The 23558-nt window shown below is 76.7% G+C and carries 16 protein-coding genes; 12 read left to right on the top strand and 4 right to left on the bottom strand.

Annotated features, from left to right (window positions below; genetic code table 11):
- Positions 1-3: 3 nt before the first annotated feature.
- Both ACI780_RS06085 and ACI780_RS06080 read left to right on the top strand, forming a co-directional pair.
- Positions 4-1014 carry a glycosyltransferase family 2 protein gene (locus ACI780_RS06085; RefSeq protein ID WP_457001508.1) on the top strand — a complete coding sequence of 337 codons (1011 nt, stop codon included), beginning with the start codon at positions 4-6 and terminating at the stop codon, positions 1012-1014.
- Positions 1011-1757, top strand: coding sequence for a polysaccharide deacetylase family protein (locus tag ACI780_RS06080; RefSeq protein ID WP_457001506.1), 747 nt, complete (start codon positions 1011-1013; stop codon positions 1755-1757). Before ACI780_RS06085 ends, ACI780_RS06080 begins: the two co-directional genes overlap by 4 nt.
- Before the next feature lie 23 nt (positions 1758-1780).
- On the opposite strand, the gene ACI780_RS06075 is transcribed toward ACI780_RS06080, so the two are convergent.
- From ACI780_RS06075 to ACI780_RS06065, 3 genes are read right to left on the bottom strand one after another with little or no spacing between them, the layout of a single operon-like run.
- Complete coding sequence (locus ACI780_RS06075; protein WP_457001504.1) at positions 1781-2818, bottom strand: glycosyltransferase; 1038 nt, start codon at positions 2816-2818, stop codon at positions 1781-1783.
- A gap of 56 nt (positions 2819-2874) precedes the next feature.
- Positions 2875-4347, bottom strand: a complete 1473-nt coding sequence (locus tag ACI780_RS06070) for a lipopolysaccharide biosynthesis protein (protein ID WP_457001502.1) — start codon at positions 4345-4347, stop codon at positions 2875-2877.
- On the bottom strand, positions 4344-5648 hold the full coding sequence (locus tag ACI780_RS06065; protein ID WP_457001500.1) for a hypothetical protein: 1305 nt from the start codon (positions 5646-5648) through the stop codon (positions 4344-4346). The genes ACI780_RS06070 and ACI780_RS06065 overlap by 4 nt, the downstream gene beginning before the upstream one ends.
- A 296-nt stretch (positions 5649-5944) precedes the next feature.
- Here ACI780_RS06065 and ACI780_RS06060 point away from each other — a divergent pair, with 296 nt between their 5' ends.
- Both ACI780_RS06060 and ACI780_RS06055 read left to right on the top strand, forming a co-directional pair.
- A complete protein-coding gene (locus ACI780_RS06060) occupies positions 5945-7426 on the top strand; it encodes a polysaccharide biosynthesis tyrosine autokinase (RefSeq protein ID WP_456869533.1) in 1482 nt (493 codons plus the stop codon).
- Positions 7427-7488: 62 nt separating this feature from the next.
- Positions 7489-8019, top strand: a complete 531-nt coding sequence (locus ACI780_RS06055; RefSeq protein WP_457001498.1) for an arsenate reductase/protein-tyrosine-phosphatase family protein — start codon at positions 7489-7491, stop codon at positions 8017-8019.
- Positions 8020-8028: 9 nt separating this feature from the next.
- Here the strand turns inward: ACI780_RS06055 and ACI780_RS06050 are convergent, their stop codons facing one another.
- Positions 8029-9183, bottom strand: a complete 1155-nt coding sequence (locus ACI780_RS06050; protein ID WP_457001496.1) for a glycosyltransferase family 4 protein — start codon at positions 9181-9183, stop codon at positions 8029-8031.
- 271 nt (positions 9184-9454) lie between these two features.
- Between ACI780_RS06050 and ACI780_RS06045 the strand changes: the two genes are divergently transcribed.
- From ACI780_RS06045 to ACI780_RS06010, 8 genes are all read left to right on the top strand, one after another.
- Positions 9455-10261: a CDP-alcohol phosphatidyltransferase family protein gene (locus ACI780_RS06045; protein ID WP_457001494.1), complete on the top strand. Its 807-nt coding sequence runs from the start codon at positions 9455-9457 to the stop codon at positions 10259-10261.
- Entirely contained in the window at positions 10258-11031 is a 774-nt protein-coding gene (locus tag ACI780_RS06040) for a polysaccharide deacetylase family protein (RefSeq protein ID WP_457001492.1), read from the top strand. Before ACI780_RS06045 ends, ACI780_RS06040 begins: the two co-directional genes overlap by 4 nt.
- A 26-nt stretch (positions 11032-11057) precedes the next feature.
- Positions 11058-11867, top strand: a complete 810-nt coding sequence (locus ACI780_RS06035) for a hypothetical protein (protein ID WP_457001490.1) — start codon at positions 11058-11060, stop codon at positions 11865-11867.
- Between the two features lie 137 nt (positions 11868-12004).
- Positions 12005-12463, top strand: coding sequence for an adenylyltransferase/cytidyltransferase family protein (locus ACI780_RS06030; RefSeq protein ID WP_456869527.1), 459 nt, complete (start codon positions 12005-12007; stop codon positions 12461-12463).
- Positions 12464-12554: 91 nt separating this feature from the next.
- Entirely contained in the window at positions 12555-13796 is a 1242-nt protein-coding gene (locus ACI780_RS06025; RefSeq protein WP_457001487.1) for an MFS transporter, read from the top strand.
- Positions 13789-14826 (top strand): hypothetical protein, encoded by a 1038-nt coding sequence (locus ACI780_RS06020; protein WP_457001485.1) that lies wholly within the window; start codon positions 13789-13791, stop codon positions 14824-14826. Before ACI780_RS06025 ends, ACI780_RS06020 begins: the two co-directional genes overlap by 8 nt.
- Before the next feature lie 240 nt (positions 14827-15066).
- Positions 15067-16605, top strand: a complete 1539-nt coding sequence (locus ACI780_RS06015; RefSeq protein ID WP_457001483.1) for a sugar transferase — start codon at positions 15067-15069, stop codon at positions 16603-16605.
- Entirely contained in the window at positions 16605-23543 is a 6939-nt protein-coding gene (locus tag ACI780_RS06010; protein ID WP_457001481.1) for a DUF4082 domain-containing protein, read from the top strand. The genes ACI780_RS06015 and ACI780_RS06010 overlap by 1 nt, the downstream gene beginning before the upstream one ends.
- Positions 23544-23558: the final 15 nt, after the last annotated feature.

Genomic DNA, 23558 nt, shown 5'->3' with positions numbered 1-23558 from the left:
GGCGTGACCGCCACGACCCCGGTGACCTCGACCTCCGGCCTGCCCGACCCGGGCGGCGTGCGGGTCACCGTCGCCGTCCCGACGTTCCGGCGCCCGGACGAGCTGCGCGACCTGCTGCCGCGGCTGCTCGAGCACGTGGCCGAGGTGACCGCCGGCGGCCGGTACGCCGCGGAGGTGCTGGTCGTCGACAACGACCCCGCCGGGACCGGTGCCGCGCTCGCGGCGGCCGTCCCCGGCGTCCGCGCCGTCGTCGAGCCCCGGCCGGGCATCGCCGCGGTGCGCAACCGGGCGCTCGACGAGGCCGCCGGATCGCGGCTGCTCGCCTTCATCGACGACGACGAGCGGCCCTGCGAGCACTGGCTGGCCGCGCTGCTGACCACCTGGGAGGACTCCGGCGCCGCCGCGGTGTCGGGGCGGATCCTGGCCGAGTACCCCGGTCCGGTCGACCCCTGGATCCTCGCCGGCCGCTTCTTCGTCCGCCGCCGGATGCCCACGGGCACCGCGATCGACGTGGCTGCCACCGGTAACCTGCTCCTCGACCTCGACCAGGTCCGCGCCGCGGGTACCCGCTTCGAGTCGGCCCTGGGCCTGGCCGGCGGGGAGGACACGCTGTTCAGCCGCTCGCTGGCGCACGCGGGCGCCCGCATGGTCTGGTGCGACGAGTCGGCCGCGGTCGACCGCGTGCCGGCCGAGCGGACGACCCGCCGCTGGGTGCTCACCCGCGCCTGGAGCCACGGCAACGCCACGGTGCTGACCGAGCTGCGGCTCACCGCCGGCACCGCCGCCCGGCTCCGGATCCGCGCCCGCGGCCTGGTGCGCGGGCTGGTCCGGATCGGCGGCGGAGGGGCCCGCTGGGTCCTGGGCCGGGGGACCGGCTCGGCGACCCACCAGGCCCGCGGGGCCCGCGCGTTCTTCCGCGGCCTCGGCATGGCCGGCGGCGCGCTCGGCGTCGTCTACGAGGAGTACGCCCGCGACGGGCGCCGGTGGCGCCTGGGCCGGGTCGCCCCCCGGTGAGCGCCACCCTCCTGGCCGCGCGCGCCGCCCGGCGTCGCGCCCTGACGCTGGCGCGCCGGGCCGCCGGCCCCGTCGCCGGGTCGATCGTGTCGGTCCGGACGGCGGCGCCGTCGGTGGCGCTGACCTTCGACGACGGCCCGGAGCCCGGCGGCACCGACCGGGTGCTCGCCGCGCTGGCCGACGCCGGCGCCACCGCCACCTTCTTCGTGCTCCTGACCCGGGTGCGCCGGTACCGCTCGCTGTTCGACGAGGTCGTCGCGGCCGGCCACGAGGTGGCGCTGCACGGCGTCGACCACCGCCCGCTGCCCACGCTGCCGGCGCACGAGGTCGGGCCGCTGCTGCGCGCCGGCCGCGCCGAGCTCGAGGACGCCCTCGGCCGCGCCGTCCGCTGGCACCGCCCGCCCAACGGGCGGCAGACGCCGCGGACCTGGCGCGCGGTCACCGGCGCCGGACTGACCCCCGTGCTGTGGGGGCCGACCACCTGGGACTGGCGGGACGTGCCGCACGAGCGGCGCCTGGCGAAGGCCCGGGAGGGGCTGCACCGCGGGGCGGTCGTGCTCGCGCACGACGGCTTCGCCGGCCCCGAGGACGGCGCCGACGACGGCCCGGCGCCGGTGCTGGACAAGGGCCGGCTGGTCCGCGAGGTGCTCGACGGGTACGCGGCCGACGGGCTGCGCGCCCGGTCGCTGGGCGAGGTCCTGGCCGAGGGCGCCGCCGTCCGCGAGGCCCGCTTCGTCCGCTGAGGTCCCCCGGCCCCGCCGGTGTCTCAGCGGCGCAGGGCCGCCCGCGCCCGCCGGTAGGCGGCCACGTGGGCGCGCCCGGCGTCGTCCCACTCCCGCCGGGACAGGTCCGGCGCGGCCGCCGGGGGCTGCGCGCGCAGCCGGGCGAGCGTGCCGGTCAGGTGCGCGCCGGTCAGCGGCGGCGTGTAGGTGTGCACCCAGCCGGCCCCGACCTCCTCGGCCAGCCGGCGGTTGACCGCGTTGTCCGGCACGAGGACCGGGGTGTCGAGGGACAGCGCCGCCAGCGCCCCGCCGGAGTTGTGCATCTCGCGGTAGGGCAGCACCACGAGCTCGGCGCCGGTGATCTCACCGACCAGGTCGGCGTCGGGGACGAAGCCCAGGGACAGGCTGATCCGGGGGTCGGCCGCCGCGGCCTCCCGCAGCCGCTCGGCCAGCCCGTCGGACGTCGGCCGGCCGGCGATGCGCAGGCTCAGCTCCTCGTCGGTCGTCTCGCCGAAGGCCTCCACCAGCCGGTCGACGCCCTTGTAGCGGCGCACCTGCCCGACGAAGGCGAGCCGGCCGGGGCGGCGGTCCCGGCGCGGGTGTGCGGCGTACCAGTCGCGGTAGTGGCCGTGCACGATCGTCTCCACGGGCGTGCCGGCGTCGAGCTCGGTGCTGTCGTTGATCCGGATCCGCGACGCGGTGACCCGCTCGGCCCACCGCAGCAGCACCCGCTCGCGCCGGGAGATGCCCTCGGGCAGCTCGAGGTTGTGCACCGTGCGCACCAGCGGCACGCGGGTGACCCGGAGGCGGAGCAGGAGGAGCACGAACAGCGCCTGGCGGACGAGCTTCTTCAGCGGGCCGTTGCCGTCGACGAGGATCTCCGGCCAGTGGGCGTGGAAGGCGTCGTAGCGGGCGGTCAGGGCCCGCCGCCAGGAGAAGGTGAGCACCCGCGTGCCGGGCACGGCGGCCAGGGCGTCCCGCAGCATCACGACGTAGGGGTTCGTCGTCTCCCGCGGCTCGGGGAAGGACTGCAGGACGGTGAGGGGCCGGCGCTGCGCGGCGGCCGGGACGTCGGCGCTCATGGCCGCGGGATCCTCCTGGGTCGGGGAAGGGGCGGGCCGGGCCGCCGGCACGGCGGTCACCGCCGGACCATCGAGCGGCCGAACGCGAGCACGCCTGCGAGGTCGGCCCGCACGGTGCGGGAGACGGCGGCCGCCAGGGCGAGCACCGCGGCCCCGGCGAGGACGGCGAGCAGCAGGACCACGGTGGTGGGCAGCGCCCCGGCGGCCAGGGTGACCAGCCAGGCGGCGACCCCGGCGGGGACCGCGCAGCCGAGGACGCGCAGCGCCCCGCCCGCGAGCGTCCGCCCGGGGAAGTCGGTGATCCGCGAGAGCCACCACAGCGACAGCGGCCACTCCAGGCAGGCCGCCAGCGCGTAGCCCGCCGCCACGCCGACGACCCCCCAGGCGCTGCCGGCCAGCACGCAGGCCAGGCGCAGCACCGAGGTGCCCACGGTGTAGCGGAACAGCTGGGCGCCCAGGCCGCGGGACAGGTAGACCCACAGGCCGACGAAGGCCAGCGTCTGGGACGCCGCGGCCACGGCGAGCAGCGCGAGGATCGGCGCGACCCCGGACCAGCGCGGTCCCAGCAGCAGCTCCACCAGCGGCCCGGCGGCCCCGGCCACCACGCCCAGCGAGACGACGATCGGGACGCCGAGGGCCAGCTGCCCGCGGCGCAGGTACTCGTCGAAGCGCTCGCGGTCGTCCTGCAGCCGCGCCAGCACCGGCAGGGCGACGGTGGTGGCGGGGGAGCGCAGCTGGTTCAGCGGGGTCATCAGCAGCTGGAAGCCGCGGTTGTAGAGCCCGAGCGCGGCCGCGTCGAAGCGCAGGCCGACGGTGACCGTGTCGACGTTGTTGCCGGCGTAGTTGACCAGCTGGGTGCCCACCAGGTGCAGCCCCAGCGTCAGGAAGGGCCGCAGGCCGGGGGTGCGGCGCGGGCGGCCGGGCCACCAGCGCGCCGGGACGGCGACCAGGACCAGCAGGAGCGCGGACTGGACCAGCTGCTGGGCGACCAGCGCCCAGTACCCGGCCCCCAGCGCGGCCGCGGCGATCGCCACCGCCGCCGCGGTGGTCTGCGCGGCGACGTCGGCGGTCACCAGGGCCCCGAAGCGCATCTCGCGGGTCAGGGTCACCCGGTACTGGGTGGCCATCCCGTTGAGGACGAAGGTGGCCGACAGCGCACAGGCGATCCCGGTCAGCGCCGGGCGGTCGAACAGGCCGGCCAGCAGCCCGGAGCCGGCGACGACGACCAGGCACAGCAGCACGCCGATCGCGGTGTTGATCCAGAACAGCGCGTCGCGGGTGTCCTCGGACAGCTCCGGCGCGCGGATCGCCGCGGTGCTCAGGCCGAAGTCGCGGACGATCTCCCCGATGCCGACGACGACGAGCACGATGGCCAGCAGGCCGTAGTCCTCCGGCAGCAGCAGCCGCGCGAGCACCAGGATCGAGCCGAACTGCACCACGGTGCGCAGCGCCTGCCCGACCAGCGTGATGCCGGCGGCCCGCGCGGCGCGCGGCGCGGCCGGCGGGCGCGGGGTCTCCGTGGCGGTCACGGCCGGACCGCCCCGGCCGGCACGGCGAGCGGCACGGGGACGGCGTCGCGCGCCGCCGGACCCGCCGGGTCCGGGTCCCCGGCCCGGGGGGCGGCCGAGCCGAGCAGCACGAGCGCGACGAAGAGCACCGCCGTGGCGTTCCACTCCAGCAGGTCGAACGACATCACCATGCCGACGAGCAGGAGCGCGGCCGGGCGCACCTCGGGGACGCCGCGCAGCAGGCCGACGACGACCAGCGCCAGCAGCGCGGCGAGGCCCACCAGCCCCGCGAGGGCGAAGGTGGTCACGAGCTGGTTGTCGACGGCGAAGAAGCCGTCGAGCTGCAGCAGGCCGGAGGCGAACAGGTCGTCCAGCGACCCCGTCCCGCTGCCGAGGAGGGTCTGCTCCACCGGGCGGTCGAGCAGCCGCCCGGCGGCGTCCAGCGCGGCCAGCCGGTGCGTCAGCGACCCGGTGCCCTCGAGGCTGGCGACCACCGTGAGCCGGGTGTCGCGCAGGAGGAGCACCGCCCCGGCCAGGGCGAGCACGACCAGCACGCGGGCGGTGGCGCCGATCCGCAGCGCCCGCGGCGTGAGGACGGCGACCACGGCGGCGAGGCACAGCACCAGGGCGGCGCTGCGGCTGCCCGACATCGCCAGGCCGTAGCAGGCCGCCGCGCCGGCGAGCACCCGGACGGGCACCGGCCAGCGGGTGACCGAGGTCAGGCACAGCGCGGCCGCCAGGGCCATCAGCGTGCCGAACGGGATGGGGTGGGCCATCGTCCCGGTGGACCGGCCGTCCAGCGCCGGGACCAGGTCGTTGACCCCGAACGTCGTCCCCGGGGTGCCGAGGTACCCCCACGGTGCCGGCACGCCCAGGTGTGCACCGGCGAGGGCCACTGCGAGCTCGGCCAGCGCGAGCAGGACCAGGCCGCGGGCGAGCAGCCGCACGTCGGCGGGGCTGCAGTTCACCGCGAGCAGGCAGCAGCCGACGAGCAGCAGCGCCGTCGCCGTCCCGGCGACCAGCTCGTCGAGGGTGGCGTGGTGGAACGCGGAGACGGTGGCCACCAGCAGGAGCACCGTCAGGAGCGTCACCGGCGTGGTCCAGCGCAGCCGGCGCGCGTGCTGCCACAGGGCCGCGGCCACCGCGACCAGGAGCACCGCCAGCAGGGCCCAGGTGACCTTGCGCTCGGCGACCAGGGAGGGGACCGCGGTCCACGCCGTGACCACCGCGAGCAGGACCGTGCCCGGCCGGGTCAGCAGCGGGCCGTGCCGGTCCGCGCGGTCGGATCCACCCCGGCGCTCGTCGCCGTCCCCCGTCGTCACGCGGCCAGTCTGCGGCCGGATCCGCGCCGTCCCGGCGTCCTCCGGGCGCCTGCCACCCGGAAGTGGCAGGCCGCCCGGCGGCGGCCCCGGCCGCTCACCCACGGTGCCGGACGGGCGCCGCGTACGGCGGCCGGGCGGCCCGGGCACCCCGTTCGGGTCAGCCCCGGGCCGCGCGGGGTACGGGCACGGTCCCGTCTCGGTAACTTGCCGCTCGGATGGCAGCCGGCCACCCCACCGGGGCGCCGGCCGTCGCTGCCGAGCCCGTCCGATCGGTGCGTGCACGCACGGGGAGACTGATGAACCTGCACGAGTTCCTGCACATGCTGCGCCGCCGCTGGCGGTGGCTCGTCGCGGCCGCGCTGGCCGGCCTCGCCGTCGCCGGGGCCCTCTCCCTGACCACGCCGAGGTCCTACGAGGCCACCAGCAGCATCTTCTTCTCCCTGAGCTTCGGGGAGTCCGCCGACGACCTGGTGCAGGGCTCGGCGTTCGCGCAGAACCAGGTCGCCTCCTACGCGATGCTGGCCACCACGCCGGCCGTGCTCGACCCGGTCATCGACGACCTGGACCTCGACACCACCGCCCGCCGGCTGGCCGGCCGGGTCTCCACCGAGGTGGTGGCCGGGACGGTGGTCCTCGAGGTGCGCGTCACCGACACCTCCCCGGCGCGCGCGGCGGAGCTGACCAACGCCGTCACCGAGCAGCTCGTGGCGACCGTCGCCGACCTCGCGCCGGCCACCGCCGACGGCGACCCGACGGTGCGGGGCACCACGGTGTCCCCGGCGGTCGCGCCGACCGCGCCCAGCGCGCCCCGGACCACGCTGAACCTGCTGATCGGCCTGATCGCCGGGCTGGCCCTGGGCACCGCCGCCGGGCTGGCGCGCGACCTCACCGACACGCGGGTGCGCACCCCCGAGGACGTCGCCCGCGTCACCGACCTGCCGCTGCTGGGCGCGCTGGACACGCCGCCGGCGCGGGGCGGCCGCCGCGACCTCGTCGTCCTCACCGCGCCGCGCAGCCCCGCGGCCGAGGCCGTCCGCGCGCTGCGCACCGCCGTCCAGTTCTCGGCCCTGCCGGGCCGGCCGCTGTCGCTGCTGGTCACCTCGTCGCACTCCGGCGAGGGCAAGTCCACGGTGGCGGCCAACCTGGCCCTGGCCCTCGCCGACGCCGGCCTGCGCGTGGCGCTGGTCGACGCCGACCTGCGCCGGCCCTCCGTGGCCGACACCCTCGGCCTCGAGGGCGCGGCGGGCCTGACCACCGCGCTGATCGGCCAGGCCGACCTCGACGACGTCCTGCAGGAGTGGGGCAGCGTCGGGCTGTCGGTGCTGACCACCGGCCCGCTGCCGCCCAACCCGAGCGAGCTGCTGGCCTCGCCGGCGATGGCCGACGTCCTCGCCCGGCTCGAGCGGACCCACGACGTCGTGGTCGTCGACGGGGCACCCCTGCTGCCGGTCACCGACTCCGCGGTCCTGGCCCGGATCGTCTCCGGGACGATGGTCGTCGCCGACACCAGCCGGATCCGGCGCCCCGCGCTGGGCCAGTCCCTCGCGCTGCTGCGCCGGCTGGACGCCCGCGTGGTCGGCGTCGTGCTCACCCACGTCCGCCAGCGGGCGCGCGACACCTACGGCTACGAGGCGGTCGACGCGCCGGCCGAGCAGGTCGCGGACTCCTCGTGGCGGGCGCCGCTCACCCGCGGTCCGCGGTCCGCGCCCGACCCCGTGGGGACGGCACCGGCGGAGTCGCGCGGCGGGGCGCACGCCGAGCCGTCCGGCCGCTGGTGACGGTGCCGTCCACCCGGACGCACGACGAGGACGGTGGCCCCGCGGGGGTCACCGTCCTCGTCGTGTGCACCGCCAACGTCTGCCGGTCACCGGCGGCCGAGCGGCTGCTGGCCCGGCGCCTGGCCGGCTCCGGCGTCACGGTCACCAGCGCCGGCACCCGCGCCCGGGCCGGCGTGCCGGTGGACCCGCAGGTGGCCGAGCTGCTGGCGGCCGCCGGCGTGCCGGCGGAGGCCTCCGGCGCCCGGGAGCTGCGCCCGGCCGACGTCCGCCAGGCCGGGCTGGTCCTGGCGATGGCCCGCGAGCACCGGTCCGCCGTGGTCCAGCTGATCCCGGCTGCCCTGCGCCGCACGTTCCTGCTGACCGACGCGGCCGACGTCGCCGAGGCCGTGGCCGCGGCCGGCTGGCCGCAGGACGTGCCCGCGTCGGCGGCGGCCCGGCTGGCGGCGCTGCCCGGGCTCGCGGCCCGCCACCGGGTGCCCGGCGCGGCCCCCGAGGACGTGCCCGATCCGCACCGCCGTCCCCGGGAGGAGTACCTCCGGAGCCTCGCGGTGATCGAGGACGCCGTCGACCGGCTGGCCCGCGCGGTCGGCTGAGCGGGCCGCCTACGCGGCGGTGGGGAGGGTCCCGGCCGGACCGGGCAGGACGGCGGCGGCCAGCGCCCGGGTGAACGCCGCCATCGAGAACCGCGCGCGGGCGTCGGCCCGGCCGGCGGCGCCCAGCTCCTCGGCCAGCCGCGGGTCGGCCAGCAGCCGCAGCACCGCGTCGGCGAGCGCCCGCGGGTCGTCAGCGGGCACGAGCAGCCCCGTCTCGCCGTCCCGCAGCACCTCCGGCAGCCCGCCGATCCGCGTGGCGACGACCGGCCGCCCCAGCAGCAGGGCCTCGACCGCCACGAGCCCGAAGGACTCGACGCGGGAGGGCACGAGGACGACGTCGGCGGCGGCGACGTGCGGTGCGGGGTCCTGGAAGCCGGTGAAGACGGTGACGTCGCCGACGCCCTCGCGGACGGCGAGGTCGCGCAGGCCGTCCTCGACCGCCTCGTAGCCGGGGTAGCAGTCGCCGACGAGGGTGAGCGTGACGTCGTGGCCGGCCTCGCGGACCAGCGCGGTCGCCCGGACGGCGGTGTCCTGGCCCTTGATCGTCGACAGCCGGCCGACGACGACGAGGCTCCGCGGCCGCCCCGGGGCCCGCTGCACGGCGGGGGCCACCGGCTCGCGGACGCCGTTGTGCACCACCCGGGTGCGCCGGGCGGCCCGCGCGCCCAGCGAGGCGCGGATCCAGGCCGCGGTGTCGCCGCTGTTGGCGACCACCGTGTCGGCGGCGAGCAGGGGGGACAGCAGCAGCGCGGCGGCCGGCCGCGGCATCGGCATGCTCTCGTGCACGTGGCACACCACGCGGACACCGGCCAGCCGCCCGGCCAGCAGCCACTCGGGGGCGGTGACCGTGCTGACGTAGAGCACGTCGGCGCCCTGGGCGCGCAGCCAGGACGCCAGCGTCCCCACCGAGCGCAGGAAGCGGCCGGCGAAGGCGACGGCCCGGCGCGGGTCGCGCAGCTCGACCTTGCGCAGGACGGGGAAGTCCTCGACCCGGACCTCGTACCCGCGGGCCCGCACCGCCTCGACCAGCGGGCCGGAGGTGGACAGCACGGCCAGGACGTCGGGCCCGAGGGCGGCGAGGCTCTCGAGGAACATCCGGTCGCTGCCGTACAGGTCGGCGTGCGGGTGCACGGCCACGACGCGGCCGGTGCGGGGTCGTCCCACGGGGAGCTCCAGGTGTCGTCGGCCGGTGGCCGTCGCACCCGGCGACAGCGGCGTCCCGACCGTGTCGGTGCGGCGTGCGGACGCTAGTCCGGGGCGGCGGGCGGCCACCACGTCGCGTGACCCCTCCGGGGGAGGCATCCCGCGCCAGGAGCAGCGGGCCCCGCCCCTTCGGATGAGACCGGTCCAGCGGGACCCCGCCTGCGGGGCCGCGGGCGGCGAGACTCGGCGGGCCGGTCCGCACCCGTGGACCGCCCGATCCCCCGGAGGACCCGTGCTGCAGGACGACGTGGCGGTCGCGGACGCGCACACGCCGCCCGTGATCCCGACCCGCGCCCCGGTGCGGCCGGCTCCCGGCGAGACGCTGGCCCACACCGTCGCCCGCCTCGCCGGCGCCCAGAAGGGCGCGCACGGGGCCCCGGCCTACAGCCGCTTCGTCAACCGGCCGGCCGGACGGGTCCTGGCCGCGCTGGCCTTCCACCGCGGGCTCACCCCCGACGCGGTGACCGCCACGAGCGCCGTCGTCACCTTCTCCGCCATCGCGACCGTCGCGCTCGCGCCGCACTCGTGGTGGGTCGGCGTGCTCGTCGCGCTGGCCCTGGCCCTCGGCTACGCGCTGGACTCCGCCGACGGCCAGCTGGCCCGGCTGCGGGGCGGCGGCACGCCGGCGGGGGAGTGGCTGGACCACGTGGTCGACGCCGCCAAGACCGTGTGCATCCACCTCGCCGTCCTCGTCGGGCTCTTCCGCCAGGGCGAGGTCGGCGACGGCTGGCTGCTGGTGCCGGTCGGGTTCGCCGTCGCCGACGTCCTCTACTTCTCCGCGATGCTCCTCAACGACGCGCTGCGCGCCGCCCACGGCGCCCCGACCCGGGCGGCGCCGGCCGCCGGGCGGGCCGGCGTCCTCCGCTCGCTGGTGGTCCTCCCCACCGACTACGGGGTGCTCTGCCTGGTGTTCGTGCTGCTCGGCTCGGCCCCGGCCTTCCTCTCCGCCTACGGCCTGCTCGCGCTCTGCACCGCCGCGTTCGTGCTGGCCGGCCTGCCGCGCTGGCGGCGGGAGATGACCCGCCTGGGTGCCCGGTGACCGCGACGTCGTCCCAGGGGGCGCAGGCCGCGGAGGGCCGCGAGCGGCTGCGGGTCCCGCCGGTGCTCATGTACCACTCGATCAGCCCGTCGGCGCTGGCCGACCCGCACCGCGTGCGCGTGCACCCGCACCGGCTCGACCGCCACCTGCGGCTGCTGCGCCGGCTGGGCCTGCGCGGGGTGTCCCTCGCCGAGCTGGTCGCCGCCCACGACCGCGGCGCGGCCGCCGGGCTGGTGGGGCTGACCTTCGACGACGGCTACACCGACTTCCTCGAGCACGCCGCGCCGGTGCTCGCCCGCCACGGGATGACCGGCACGGTGTACGTGGTCGCCGGCCGGCTGGCCGGCCGCAACGAGTGGGACGACGGCCCCCGGCTGGACCTGCTCGACGCCGACGGCGTGCGCGCCGTGGCCGCCGCCGGGCACGAGGTCGGCAGCCACACGCTGCACCACGTCCACCTCCGCGGCGCCGACCCGGCCGTGCTCGCCGACGAGGTCGGCGGGAGCCGCCGCGTGCTGGAGGAGGTCCTGCAGGCGCCGGTGCCCGGCTTCGCCTACCCGTGGGGGGAGTTCGACGCGGCCGCGGCCGACGCGGCGCGCGCCGCGGGCTACGACCACGCCTGCGTCACGGGCGACTACCTGCCCGGTGACCGGTTCACGATCCCGCGGTTCTACGTGGCCCCCGGCGACGGTGCGCCGCAGCTGCTGGCCAAGCTCGCCCGGCACGCGTGGCGGATGCGCGGCGTGGAGGCCCCCGGGCCCGTCCGGTGAGCCGGCGGGCGGGCGTCCTCGCGGCGGTGACCCTGCTCCTCGGCGGGTGCGCCGCCGGTGCCCCGGACAGCGCACCCGGGGTGGTGGCGACCGCGTCCGGCCCGGCCGCGCCCGCGCCGGTGCCCGGCACGGCGGCCGGCGCGCTGCTCGACCCGGGGACGCACTCCCTGTCGGTGGCCGGCGAGGCCGCGGTCGTCCTGGTCCCGGAGCGGCCCAACGGCCGGCTGGTCGTCTACGCCCACGGGTACGGCGCCGACCTCGGCGCGCTCGCCGACGACGAGGCCTTCGGCGGCCTGGCCCAGGGCCTCGTCGCCGCGGGCTACGCGGTCGCCGCCTCCGACGCCGGCGGGGACGCCTGGGGCACCGCGGCCAGCGTCGACGCCCACGCCGCCCTGGCCGCCACGGCCCGGGAGCTGACCGGCGCCGGCGAGGTGTTCCTCGTGGCGGAGTCCATGGGCGGGCTGGCCGGGGCGCAGCTGGTCACCGGCCGGCGGATCGCGGGGCTGCGGGCCTACGCCGGCATCGCGCCGCTGTGCGACCTCGGCTCGGTGTACGACGCCTTCGCCGACTCGATCGACGCGGCGCACGGTGCGGACGTCGACGCGGCGCTGGCCTGGCTGTCCCCGGTGCGGCTGGACGCCGACGTGCCGGTGCGGCTGTGGGCGTCCGACGAGGACGCCGTCGTCGCCCGCGAGCGCAACGCCGACGCGTGCGCCGGCCAGGTGCTCGCCGACGGCGGGACCGCGCGGGTCGTGGCGGCCCGCGGTCAGCACGGCGACCCCTCGCTGTACGACCTCGACGGCGTGCTGGCCTTCTTCGCCGACCCCTGGGGCTGACCCCGCCGACGCTCACGCGGCGTCACCGTGTCCCCCGACCGGGTGCATCCGGGCAGGGGAGACCCGTCCGGGGGATGACGGAGAGTGACCTCCGCTGGTCGACTGCCCGGGACGTCGGACGAGGTCCTGGGGGAGACATGACCGTCATCGGGTACGCGCCTGGCGCGTACGACCTGTTCCACATCGGCCACCTCAACGTGCTGCGGCACGCCGCGGCGCACTGCGACCGGCTGGTGGCCGGGGTCGTCGCCGACGACGTGCTCCTGCAGACCAAGGGCCGGCTGCCGGTGGTCCCGCTGGCCGAGCGGATGGAGATCGTCCGCAACCTGCGCTTCGTCGACGACGTCCACGCCGAGGTCGTGCCGGACAAGCTCGAGGCGTGGCGGGCGGTGCGCTTCGACGTCCTGTTCAAGGGCGACGACTGGCGGGGGACCCCGAAGGGCGAGCGGCTCGAGCGGGACATGGCCACCGTCGGCGTCACGGTCCACTACTTCCCGTACACGATGCACACCTCGAGCACCGCACTGCGCCGGGCGCTGCAGGCGCTGGAGACCGCCGACCCGGCGAGCCGGACGGCGCCCGCACGCCCGCGCTGAGGCCGCAGGGGCTCCCGGACGCCCCGGAACGCACGCATACTGCGCCCGGCGCGCGGCGGCAGCACACCGGCCGCCGCCGGGAGGAGGCCGGGTGTACGCCAGCGTGCGCGACGTCCCCTCGGCGGGCGCGCCCCCGGGGCGGGCCCGCACCCGGGTCGGCGGCACGGTCCTCGCCCTGGGCGCCGTCAGCCTGCTCACCGACGTCTCCTCGGAGATGGTCGCCGCCGTCCTGCCCGTGTACCTCACGCTGACCCTCGGCCTCTCGCCGCTGGCGTTCGGCGTCGTCGACGGCGTCTACCAGGGGACGACGGTGCTCGTCCGGCTCGCGGCCGCCGCGGCGGCCGACCGGTGGCAGCGGCCCAAGGCGACGGCGGTGCTCGGCTACGGGCTCTCGGCGCTGTGCAAGCTCGGCCTGCTGCTCGCCTCGGGCGCCGCCGCGCTGAGCGCGGTGCTGGCCGTCGACCGCACCGGCAAGGGCCTGCGCACCGCGCCGCGGGACACCCTCATCGCCGACGCCGCGCCGGCCGGGGCGCTCGGGCAGGCGTTCGGCGTCCACCGCGCCATGGACACCACCGGCGCGCTGCTCGGGCCGCTGCTGGCCGTGGCGCTCCTGCTGTACCTCCCCGGCGACTACGACAGCCTGTTCCTCGTCAGCGCCGTGTTCGCGGTGCTCGGCCTGGGCGTGCTGGTCACCTTCGTCCCCGAGCGGCGCCGCGCCGCCGACCGCCCGCCGGTCCGCTGGCGCCAGGTCGCCGCGCTGGCCGGCCACCGGCCGGTGCGGCGGGTCGCGCTCACCGGCGCGGTGCTGGGCCTGCTCACCGTCAGCGACGGGTTCCTCTACCTGCTCGTCCGTGAGCGGGAGGCGGTCACCGCCGCGCTGTTCCCGCTGCTGTTCGTCGGCACCGCGGCGGTCTACCTGCTGCTCGCCGTCCCGCTGGGCCGGCTGACCGACCGGGTGGGTCGGGTGCCGGTCATCGTCGCCGGCCACGTCGCGCTGCTGGCCGCCTACGCCGCGCTGCTCCTGCTGCCCGCCGACGGGCTGCTGCTGGCCGGGGTCGTCGTCGCGGCCCTCGGCGTCTACTACGCCGCCACCGACGGCGTCCTCGCCGCGCTCGCCGCCGAACTCAGTCCCGACGACGTCCGGACCTCGGGGATCGCCCTCGTGCAGACGGCGGTGGCGGCCGGCCGGTCGGCGTCGGCGCTGCTGTTCGGCCTGCTGTGGACGCTGACCGGGCAGTGGACCGCGCTCGCCGGGTTCGCCGTCGCGCTCGTCGTCGCCCTCCCCGCGGCCCGGTGGGCGCTGCGCGACCTGCGGGTCGGTCCCCGTGCGTGACCGCCGCCGGCTGCTGGCCTTCGTCCTCGCCGCGGTGCTGGTCGTCGCCGGCACGGTCGCCTACCTGCTGGTCCAGCGGCAGGGGGACGAGGCGGCCGCGGCCGCCGCGGCGGCGGAGGAGGCCGGCCGCACCCGGCTGGCGGTCGAGGACGTGCAGCGGGTGCCGCACGTCGTCGTGCGCAACACCGAGCCCGGGCCCTCGTACGGCGAGGTCGCGCTGGTCCCCCTCGACGACCCCGACGGCCCGCGGGCGGTCGTCGACCTCGCCTGCGAGCGGGTCGCGGCCGCCCGGGGCGGCGCCGTCTGCCTGCAGTCGGTGACCGGGGTGGTCACCACCTACCGCGCCGTCTTCCTCGACGGGTCCTTCCGCGAGATCGGCACGGCCGACCTGCCGGGCGTCCCCAGCCGGGCCCGGGTCTCGGCCGACGCGAGCTACGCCGCGACGACGGTGTTCGTCACCGGGCACGCCTACACCGACGCGCAGTTCTCCACCGAGACCGTGGTGACCGACCTGACCGGCGGGACGCCGGAGTCGCTCGGGAACCTCGAGTCGTGGACGGCCACGGCCGCCGACGGGACGCCGGTGACCGCGGAGGACCGCAACTTCTGGGGTGTCACCTTCGTCGGGGACGGCCCGGACCTCTACGCCACCATGGGCACCGGCGGCGTCCGGTACCTGGTCCGGGGGGACGCCGGGACCCGCACGCTGACCGTCGTCGCCGAGGACGGCGCGTGCCCGTCGGTGTCGGCCGACGCGTCGACGATCGTCATGAAGGGGACCGACCCGGTCTCCCGCGCCCCGGTGCTGACCGTCTACGACGTGGGCACCGGCGAGCGGGCCCCGCTGGCCGAGGGCCGCGAGGTCGACGACCAGGTGGCCTGGTGGGGTGCGGACCGCGTCCTCTACGGCGTCGGGAGCGGCCTGTCCGGGTCCGGGGACTCCGACGTCTGGGCCACCGCCCCGACCGGCGACGGGCAGCCTGCCATCCTCGTCCCCCACGCCACCTCGCCGACCGTCGTCCTCCCCTGACGCGTCACCTCCTCGGGTGTCGTCACGGGACGTGACCACGGCAGCACCGCCGACCCGGGACCAAGGGCCTGAACAGCGCGATCGGCGCGCAAGGGGGTTGCGCTCGGTGACGGGCCTCTGGTTCGTTGGCGCCGCTCCAGCGCACGGTCGTGGGCCCCGGCCACCGGTCCCGGCGCGGAGAGCGGGGGCCGGCGCACGGCGTGCGCCCCCGCACACCTGAGCAGAGGGGGCGGCGGGTCGATGGTCCTCCGTGACGTCCGGGAGCCGCAGACGGCCGCGCTCGTGCCGGTCCCGCGGTCGGCCCCCACGGCGGAGGCACTCACGCCGGCCGCGGTGCCCGCTCCCGCGTGGGCGACGGCCTCCGACGGCCTCCGACGGCCGGCGCCGCGCTGGCTGCGGGCCTACCACGTCGCCGTCGTCGGCAGCGATCTCGTGGCCGGCGCCGTCGCCGGCTCGCTGGCCCAGGTCGTGCGGTTCGGCACGGAGGTCGTCCCCTCGACCTGGATGGTCATGGGGCTGTTCCCCGTGCTGTCGGTCGTGGTCGTCGCGCTCGCCGGCGGCCACCGCAGCGCCCACCTCGGGACCGGGACCGAGGAGTACCGGGCGGTCATCCGCGCCGGGGTCGGGTGCCTCGCCCTCGTCGCGCTGGCCTCGTACGCGCTGGCGCTCGAGCTGTCGCGGGGTCTGGTCGTGGTCGCGGTGCCCGCCGCCCTGCTGCTCACCGCGGTGGGGCGGCACGTGCTGCGGCGGTACGTGCACCGGCTGCGCGGCCACGGGCGGTGCCTGCGCACGGTCCTGGCCGTGGGCCGGACCAACGCCGTCGCCGACCTCGTCCGGCAGCTCGAGCGCGACCGGCACTGCGGGATGGTGGTCGTCTCCGCCTGCGTGCCCGAGCCCCCGGTGGGGACCACGCTGGCCGGCACCGACGTCCCGGTCGCCGGGGACCTGCGGGCGGCGGCGCGGCTGGCCCGGGAGCTCGACGTCGACGCCGTCGCGGTCACCAGCTCCAGCGAGACCGCCGCGGTCTACCTCCGTCGGCTGTCGTGGGAGCTGGAGGGCAGCGGCATCGAGCTGCTCGTCGCGCCCGGCCTGATGGAGGTCGCGGGCCCGCGCATGCACGTGCGGCCCTTCATCGGCCTGCCGCTGGTGCACGTCGAGGAGCCGGTCTTCACCGGCCCGAAGCGACTCGTCAAGGAGCTCATCGACCGGGTCGCCGCGGGCCTCGCCCTCGTCGTCCTGCTCCCGGTGCTCCTGGCGGTCGCGGTGGCCGTCCGGCTGGACAGCTCCGGCCCCGTCCTCTTCCGGCAGGTGCGGGTCGGCCGGCAGGGGCGCACCTTCTCGATGCTCAAGTTCCGCACGATGTGCGTCGACGCCGAGCAGCGGCGGGCCGAGCTGGCCGCGCGCAACCAGAACGGCGACGGGCCGCTGTTCAAGGTGGCCGACGACCCGCGGGTCACCCGCGTCGGGCGGGTGCTGCGGCGCTACTCCCTCGACGAGCTGCCCCAGCTGTGCAACGTCCTGACCGGCCGGATGTCGCTGGTCGGGCCCCGCCCGCCGCTGCCCGACGAGGTGGCCGTCTACGACGACTCGGTCGCCCGGCGACTGCTGGTCAAGCCGGGGCTGACCGGCCTGTGGCAGGTCTCGGGACGCAGCGACCTCACCTGGGACGAGGCCGTGCGGCTGGACCTCCGCTACGTGGAGAACTGGTCGCTCGCCCTGGACCTGCAGATCCTGTGGAAGACGTTCCACGCCGTCGTCCGGCCTCTAGGGGCGTACTGATGGACACCGTCCACGCCGTCCGGCGGCTCTGCGTCGTGCTCGTCGCCATGGCCCTGGCCACGATCGGACTGGTCACCGTTCCGCAGCGGGCGGTCGCGGCGGACCCCTGTGCCGCCCCGGTGACCAACCCGGTCGCCTGCGAGAACACGAAGCAGGGCAGCGCCGACTGGGTCGTCACACCCGACACCAGCATCGAGGGGTTCACGACCGACATCAGCGCCGACCTCGGGGATCGCGTCGACTTCAAGATCCGCACCGATTCGCGTGACTACCGGGTCGACGTCTACCGGCTGGGTTGGTACGGCGGTGCGGGCGGCCGCCTGATCACGTCCGTGCGTCCCAGCGTGGCGCTGCCGCAGCGCCAGCCCAACTGCCTCCGTGACGCGACCACCGGCATGGTGGACTGCGGCAACTGGGGGGTCTCGGCCAGCTGGACCGTGCCCAGCACCGCGGTCTCGGGCGTCTACGTCGCCGTCCTGCACCGCAACGACACCGGGGCGGAGAACCAGGTCACCTTCGTCGTCCGGAACGACGCCAGCCGCTCCGACGTCGTCTTCCAGACCTCGGACACCACCTGGGCGGCCTACAACGACTGGGGCGGCGCCAGCACCTACTACGGCGACGGCCCCGGGGGCGCCGGCCGGGCCTACTCGGTCAGCTACAACCGACCACTCGCCGCGGGCGAGTCCGCCGGGCAGGTGGCCTACGCCGAGTACCCGATGATCCGGTTCCTCGAGCGCAACGGTTACGACGTCTCCTACATCGCCGGGGTCGACACCGACCGCTCCGGCGGCCTGCTGACCAACCACCGGCTGTTCCTGTCGGTCGGTCACGACGAGTACTGGTCCGGTCCGCAGCGCGCCGCCGTCGAGCGGGCGAAGGCCGCCGGCGTCCACCTGGCCTTCTTCAGCGGCAACGAGATGTGGTGGCGGTTCCGCTGGGGCCCGTCGATCGACGGCTCGGCCACCGGCCACCGCTCACTGGTCGTCTACAAGTCCAGCCTCGACGGCGCGCAGACCGACCCCTCGGGTGACTGGACCGGCACGTGGCGCGACCCGCGCTTCCGCCAGCCGGGTGTCACGCCCGAGAACGCGCTGATCGGCCAGCAGTTCCGGGTCAACGGGAACGGAGCGGGCTCCCGCGCCGACTCCCTCAGCGTCCCGGCCGAGTACGGCAAGGCGCGACTGTGGCGCAACACCGCCGTCGCGAACCAGGCCTCCGGCGGCACCTACACCTTCGGCCCCGGGACGCTCGGCTACGAGTGGGACTCCGACGTCGACAACGGCTTCCGGCCCGCCGGGATCGCCCACCTGTCCAACACCGTGGTGGACGTCGCCGAGGCGGACGTCCTCCAGGACGACTACGGCGTCCGCTACGCCCCGGGCACGGCCACCCACAACCTGACGCTCTACCGCGACCAGGCCAGCGGTGCGCTGGTCTTCGGGGCAGGGACCGTCCAGTGGTCCTGGGGGCTGGACGACGAGCGCGCCGGCGGTGGTCCGGCCGTCGCCAACACCCCCATGCGGCAGGCCACGGTGAACCTCTTCGCCGACATGGGGGTCCAGCCCGCCACGCTGCAGAGCGGGCTGGTCGCCGCGACCGCGAGCACCGACACCAGCCCGCCGCGGGTGACCATCACCGCGCCCGGCGGCGACGGGGTCGTCGTCGGATCGGCGGTCACCATCCGCGGGACGGCGACCGACACGGGTGGTGTCGTCGCCGGCGTGGAGGTGTCGGTCGACGGCGGCACCACCTGGCACCCGGCGCAGGGCCGGGCTGAGTGGTCCTACACCTGGACGCCCACCGCCTCGGGACCGCTGGCCGTGCGCGCGCGCGCGGTGGACGACAGCGCACGCCTGTCCGCGCCGGTCAGCCTGGACACCTCGATCGGCCAGCGCACCTGCCCGTGCAGCATCTGGCCCGACTCGGCGGTGCCCGGCACCCCGGCGGCGGCCGACACCACGCCGATCGAGCTGGGGCTGCGGTGGCAGTCGCAGGTCGCCGGCTACGTCACCGGGATCCGCTTCTACAAGGGCGCGGGGAACAGCGGGACCCACACCGGCAGCCTCTGGACCAACGACGGTCGGCTCCTCGCCACCGGCACCTTCACCGGCGAGACGGCCACAGGCTGGCAGACACTGAGTCTCAAGACACCGGTAGCCGTCTCGGCCGGGACGACGTACGTCGTCTCCTACTTCGCACCCGCCGGGCACTACGCCGCCGACGCCGGGTACCTCACCGCGGCGGCCACCACGAACGAGCCGCTCACCGCCCTCCGCGACGGCACCGACGGGCCCAACGGTGTGTACCGCGTCGGCGGTCCGGGCTTCCCGACGAGCACCTACCAGGGCGCCAACTACTGGGTCGACGTGGTCTTCCAGAGCACTGCGCCGCCGGACACCACCGCACCGTCGGTGGCCCCCGGCAGCCCGCTCGACGGCAGCAGCAGCGTGCCGCAGTCGACGGCGATCACCGCGGTGTTCGACGAGCCGGTGGACGCGACCAGCATCCGCATCGGCGTCACCGGAGCCGGCGGCTCGGCCATCGCCGGTGCCACCAGCTACGACCCCGGCACGCGGACCGCCACCTTCCGGCCCGCGGAGCAGCTGGCGCCGGCGACCCGCTTCACGGTCACGGTCGCGGCCGCCCAGGACGCCGCGGGGAACCCCCTGGACTCGCCGGTCAGCTGGTCGTTCACCACAGCTCGGCCGCCTGCTGCGCCGGGCGTCTGCCCGTGCAGCGTCTGGGACGACACCGCCGTCCCGGCCGTGGTCAGCGTGGCCGACCCCGCAGCGGTCGAGCTCGGCATGCGCTTCCGCGCCGACACCGACGGGACCGTCACGGGCGTGCGCTTCTACAAGGGGCCGCAGAACACCGGGACGCACACCGGGACGCTGTGGTCGGCCGACGGCCGGCAACTCGCCCGCGCCACCTTCTCCGGCGAGTCGACGGCCGGCTGGCAGGAGGTCGCGTTCAACCAGCCCGTCCAGGTGACCGCCGGGACGACGTACGTGGTCTCGTACCACACCGACAGCGGCTACTACTCCGCCACGGCGAGAGGCCTGTCCGAGGCCGTGGTCCGCAGTCCCCTCACCGCCCTCGCCGACGGTGCGGACGGTCCCAACGGCGTCTACGTCTACGGCGCCAGCGCCTTCCCCACGCGCCCGGGCTCGGCCAACTACTGGGTGGACGTCGTCTTCCGGCCGGCTCCGGACACCCTGCCGCCGACGGTGACGAGGACGGCGCCCGGCGCCGGGGCCACCAGTGTGCCCGTCGATGCCGCCGTGTCCGCGGCGTTCAGCGAGCCGGTGGACCCGGCCTCGCTCACCGTCGCGGTGTCCTCCGCCGCCGGTGCGTCCGTCCCCGGGACCACGACCTACGACGCGGGGACCCGCACCGTCCGGTTCACGCCGGCCGCACCGCTGGCGGCTGCGACCGGCTACACCGCGACCGTGGCCGGCGTCCGCGACACCTCTGGCAACGCCATGGCCGGGCCGTGGACCTGGTCGTTCACCACCGCGGGTGTCGGGGCCTGCCCCTGCACGCTCTTCAGCGACGCCGTTCCCGGGAACCCGGCCACGGACGACGGCCGGTCGGTGGAGCTCGGCACCCGGCTGCGCTTCGACGTGGACGGCTGGGTGACCGGTGTCCGGTTCTACAAGGGGCCGGGCAACACCGGCACGCACACCGGCACCCTGTGGACCGCCGACGGTCAGCTCCTGGCCACGGGCACCTTCACGGCCGAGACGGCCTCGGGCTGGCAGCAGCTGACCTTCGCCAACCCCGTGCAGGTGACGCAGGGGACCACCTACGTCGCCTCCTACCACGCGCCCTCCGGGCACTACTCCGCCGACGTGGGCGCCTTCACCGACCGCGGTCGGGTCAACTCCCCGGTGCGCGGCCTGCGCGACGGCGAGGACGGCCCGAACGGGATCTACGCGTACGGGCCGGCCACCACCTTCCCGACGGGCACCTACCGGAGCTCGAACTACTGGGTCGACGCGGTCTTCGTGACCGAGCCGCCCACCGACACCACCCCGCCGACAGTGACGACGACCTCGCCCGGGGACGGCTGGTCCAGCGTCCCCGTCGACTCGCCGGTGCAGTTCGGCTTCGACGAGGCGATCCGGGCCGACACGGCGGTCGTCCGGGTCGCCACGACGCAGGGGACCGTGCTCGCCGGCACCGTGACCGGCTTCGGTGCGCGCACCGTCGTCTGGCGGCCCGCCGCCCCGCTGCCGCCGGGCACCGGGATCACCGCGACGGTCGAGGGGACGCGGGACCTGGCCGGCAACCCCATGGCCGGACCCGCCAGCACCTCCTTCACCACCGCGGCCGGGCAGTCCTCCGGCTGCCCCTGCACGCTGTTCCCGGAGAGCGCGGTGCCGACCGTGGCCGCCGACAGCGACGCGAGCCCGATCGAGCTGGGCGTGCGGTTCAGCGTCGACACACCCGGGTCGGTGACCGGGGTGCGGTTCTACAAGGGACCCGGCAACACCGGGACGCACACCGGCAGCCTGTGGGCGCCGGACGGGACCAGGCTGGCCACGGCGACCTTCGTCGGGGAGACCTCCGGCGGCTGGCAGCAGGTCCTCTTCGACACGCCCGTCCCGGTCTCGCCGGGAGTGGTCTACACCGCCAGCTACCACACCGACACCGGGCACTACAGCTACACGCGGGGTGCCTTCGAGTTCACCGGGGTCGACCGGGGTCCGCTGCACGCGCCGCGGGCGACCGCGACCGAGCCCAACGGCGTCTACGTCTACGGCGCCTCGGCCATGCCCACCCGCGGATCGAGCACCGACTACGGCGTCGACGTCGTGTTCGTCACCGATGGCAGCACCACCCCGCCACCGCCACCGGGTGCGGACACCACGCCGCCCCAGCCGGTGCGCACGGCGCCCGCCGACGGGACGACGGACGTGAGCACGACCGCGCCGGTCAGCGCCACGTTCTCCGAGCCGCTGGCCGCCTCCTCGGTCCGCTTCAGCCTGACCGGGCCGGCCGGGCCCGTCGCCGTCGTCGCCGGGCTGGACGCCGCGGGCACGACGGTGACCGCCACGCCGACCGCGGCACTGGCGGAGCAGACGACGTACACGGCGACCCTGGTGGTCGCCGACGCGGCCGGGAACACCGTCCCCGCACCGGTGACGTGGACGTTCACCACGGGCGCGGCGACCAGCCCGCCGACCCCGGGCAGCTGCCCGTGCACGTTGTTCGCCGACGACTCGGCACCCGCGGCGGTCGCCGACAGCGACGCGAGCCCGATCGAGCTGGGCGTGCGGTTCAGCGCCGACACCGCCGGCGTGGTCACCGGGGTGCGGTTCCACAAGGGAGCGGGCAACACCGGCACGCACACCGGCAGCCTGTGGGCACCCGACGGGACCAGGCTCGCGACGGCCACCTTCGTCGGGGAGGCCTCCGGCGGCTGGCAGCAGGTCCTCTTCGACACGCCCGTCCCGGTCTCGCCGGGAGTGGTCTACACCGCCAGCTACCACACCGACACCGGGCACTACAGCTACACGCGGGGTGCCTTCGAGTTCACCGGGGTCGACCGGGGTCCGCTGCACGCGCCGCGGGCGACCGCGACCGAGCCCAACGGCGTCTACGTCTACGGCGCCTCGGCCATGCCCACCCGCGGGTCGAGCACCGACTACGGCGTCGACGTCGTGTTCGTCCCGCAGGCTCCGCGGCTCACGGCAGCGGCCACCGGCGAGGCGACCCCGGCGCCGACCGGGCCGGCCACGACGTCCGAGCCGTCCCCGTCGACCACGACCGCCCCGTCGACGCCGTCGGAGCCGTCCCCGTCGACCACCACCGCGCCGCCGCCCTCGACAGCCGAGGCGCCGGGGAGCACGTCCGCACCGTCCACCACGGACCCGCAGACTCCCACCTCGCCGTCGACGTCGTCGCAGGCGCCGCCGACGACGACGTCCGAGGCGCCGGCGACGACGTCCGAGCCAGGGCCGACGACCACACCGCCGCCGACCACCACGACACCGCCCGGCACGACGCCGCCGCCGAGCACGACGGCACCGACGACCACACCGCCGCCGCCGACGACGACGGCACCGCCGAGCACGACGGCGCCGTCGCCCAGTGCCCCTGCCCCGCCACCCCCGACGACGGCCGCACCCGCGGAGCCGTTCTCGCTGTTCGGGGCCGGGGACACGCCACCGGCCGCGGCGGTGGGTGACACCGCCGCGACCGAGGTCGGCACGAGGTTCACCACCTCGGCCACCGGCTGGGTGACCGCGCTGCGCTTCGCCAAGGGCACGGGTGCGACCGGCACGCACGTCGGCAGCCTGTGGACCGCGGACGGGCAGCGGCTCGCCACGGTGCGCTTCACCGACGAGACGGCGTCGGGCTGGCAGACGGCCGTCCTCGCGCAACCGGTCGCCCTGCGCGCGGGCCAGGAGTACGTCGTCAGCTACACCGCCCCGCAGGGCCGGTGGTCGCAGACGCCGTCCTGGTTCACCGCCGACCGCAGCAGCGGACCGCTCACCACGCCGGCCGACCGGCAGGGTGCTCCCAACGGCGTCACCGGGCCGGCGGGCAGCTTCCCCACGGCCGCGGCCGGCGCTGCAGCGTTCTGGGTGGACGTCGTGGTCGCCACGACCGAGCCACGGGGCGCGGGCACCGACACCGCGGCGCCGTCGGTCACCGACACCGGGCCGGAGGGGAGCGCCCCGGTGACCGCGACGCCGAGCGCGGTGTTCAGCGAGGCGGTCCAGGACGTGCGGATGACCCTCACCGGACCCGACGGCTCGCCGGTGCCGGCGACGCTCACGTGGGATGCCAAGACCCTCGTCGCCCGGCTCGAGCCCGAGCAGCCGCTGACGGCGGGGACCACCTACACCGTCACCGTCGACGCCGCCCGTGACGCCGCCGGCAACGCCCTGGCCGGTCCCGTGACGTGGACCTTCGACAGTCGGTGAACCACGGGGCGCGGA

The sequence above is a fragment of the Geodermatophilus sp. SYSU D00814 genome (assembly GCF_054050055.1).
This window is presented reverse-complemented; position numbering and strand designations above follow the sequence as displayed.

Coding starts and splice junctions, on each gene's coding strand:
- ACI780_RS06010 (WP_457001481.1), top strand. CDS start 16,605: ATGGACACCGTCCACGCCGTCCGGCGGCTCTGCGTCGTGCTCGTCGCC.
- ACI780_RS06060 (WP_456869533.1), top strand. CDS start 5,945: ATGAACCTGCACGAGTTCCTGCACATGCTGCGCCGCCGCTGGCGGTGG.
- ACI780_RS06075 (WP_457001504.1), bottom strand. CDS start 2,818: ATGAGCGCCGACGTCCCGGCCGCCGCGCAGCGCCGGCCCCTCACCGTC.
- ACI780_RS06015 (WP_457001483.1), top strand. CDS start 15,067: ATGGTCCTCCGTGACGTCCGGGAGCCGCAGACGGCCGCGCTCGTGCCG.
- ACI780_RS06030 (WP_456869527.1), top strand. CDS start 12,005: ATGACCGTCATCGGGTACGCGCCTGGCGCGTACGACCTGTTCCACATC.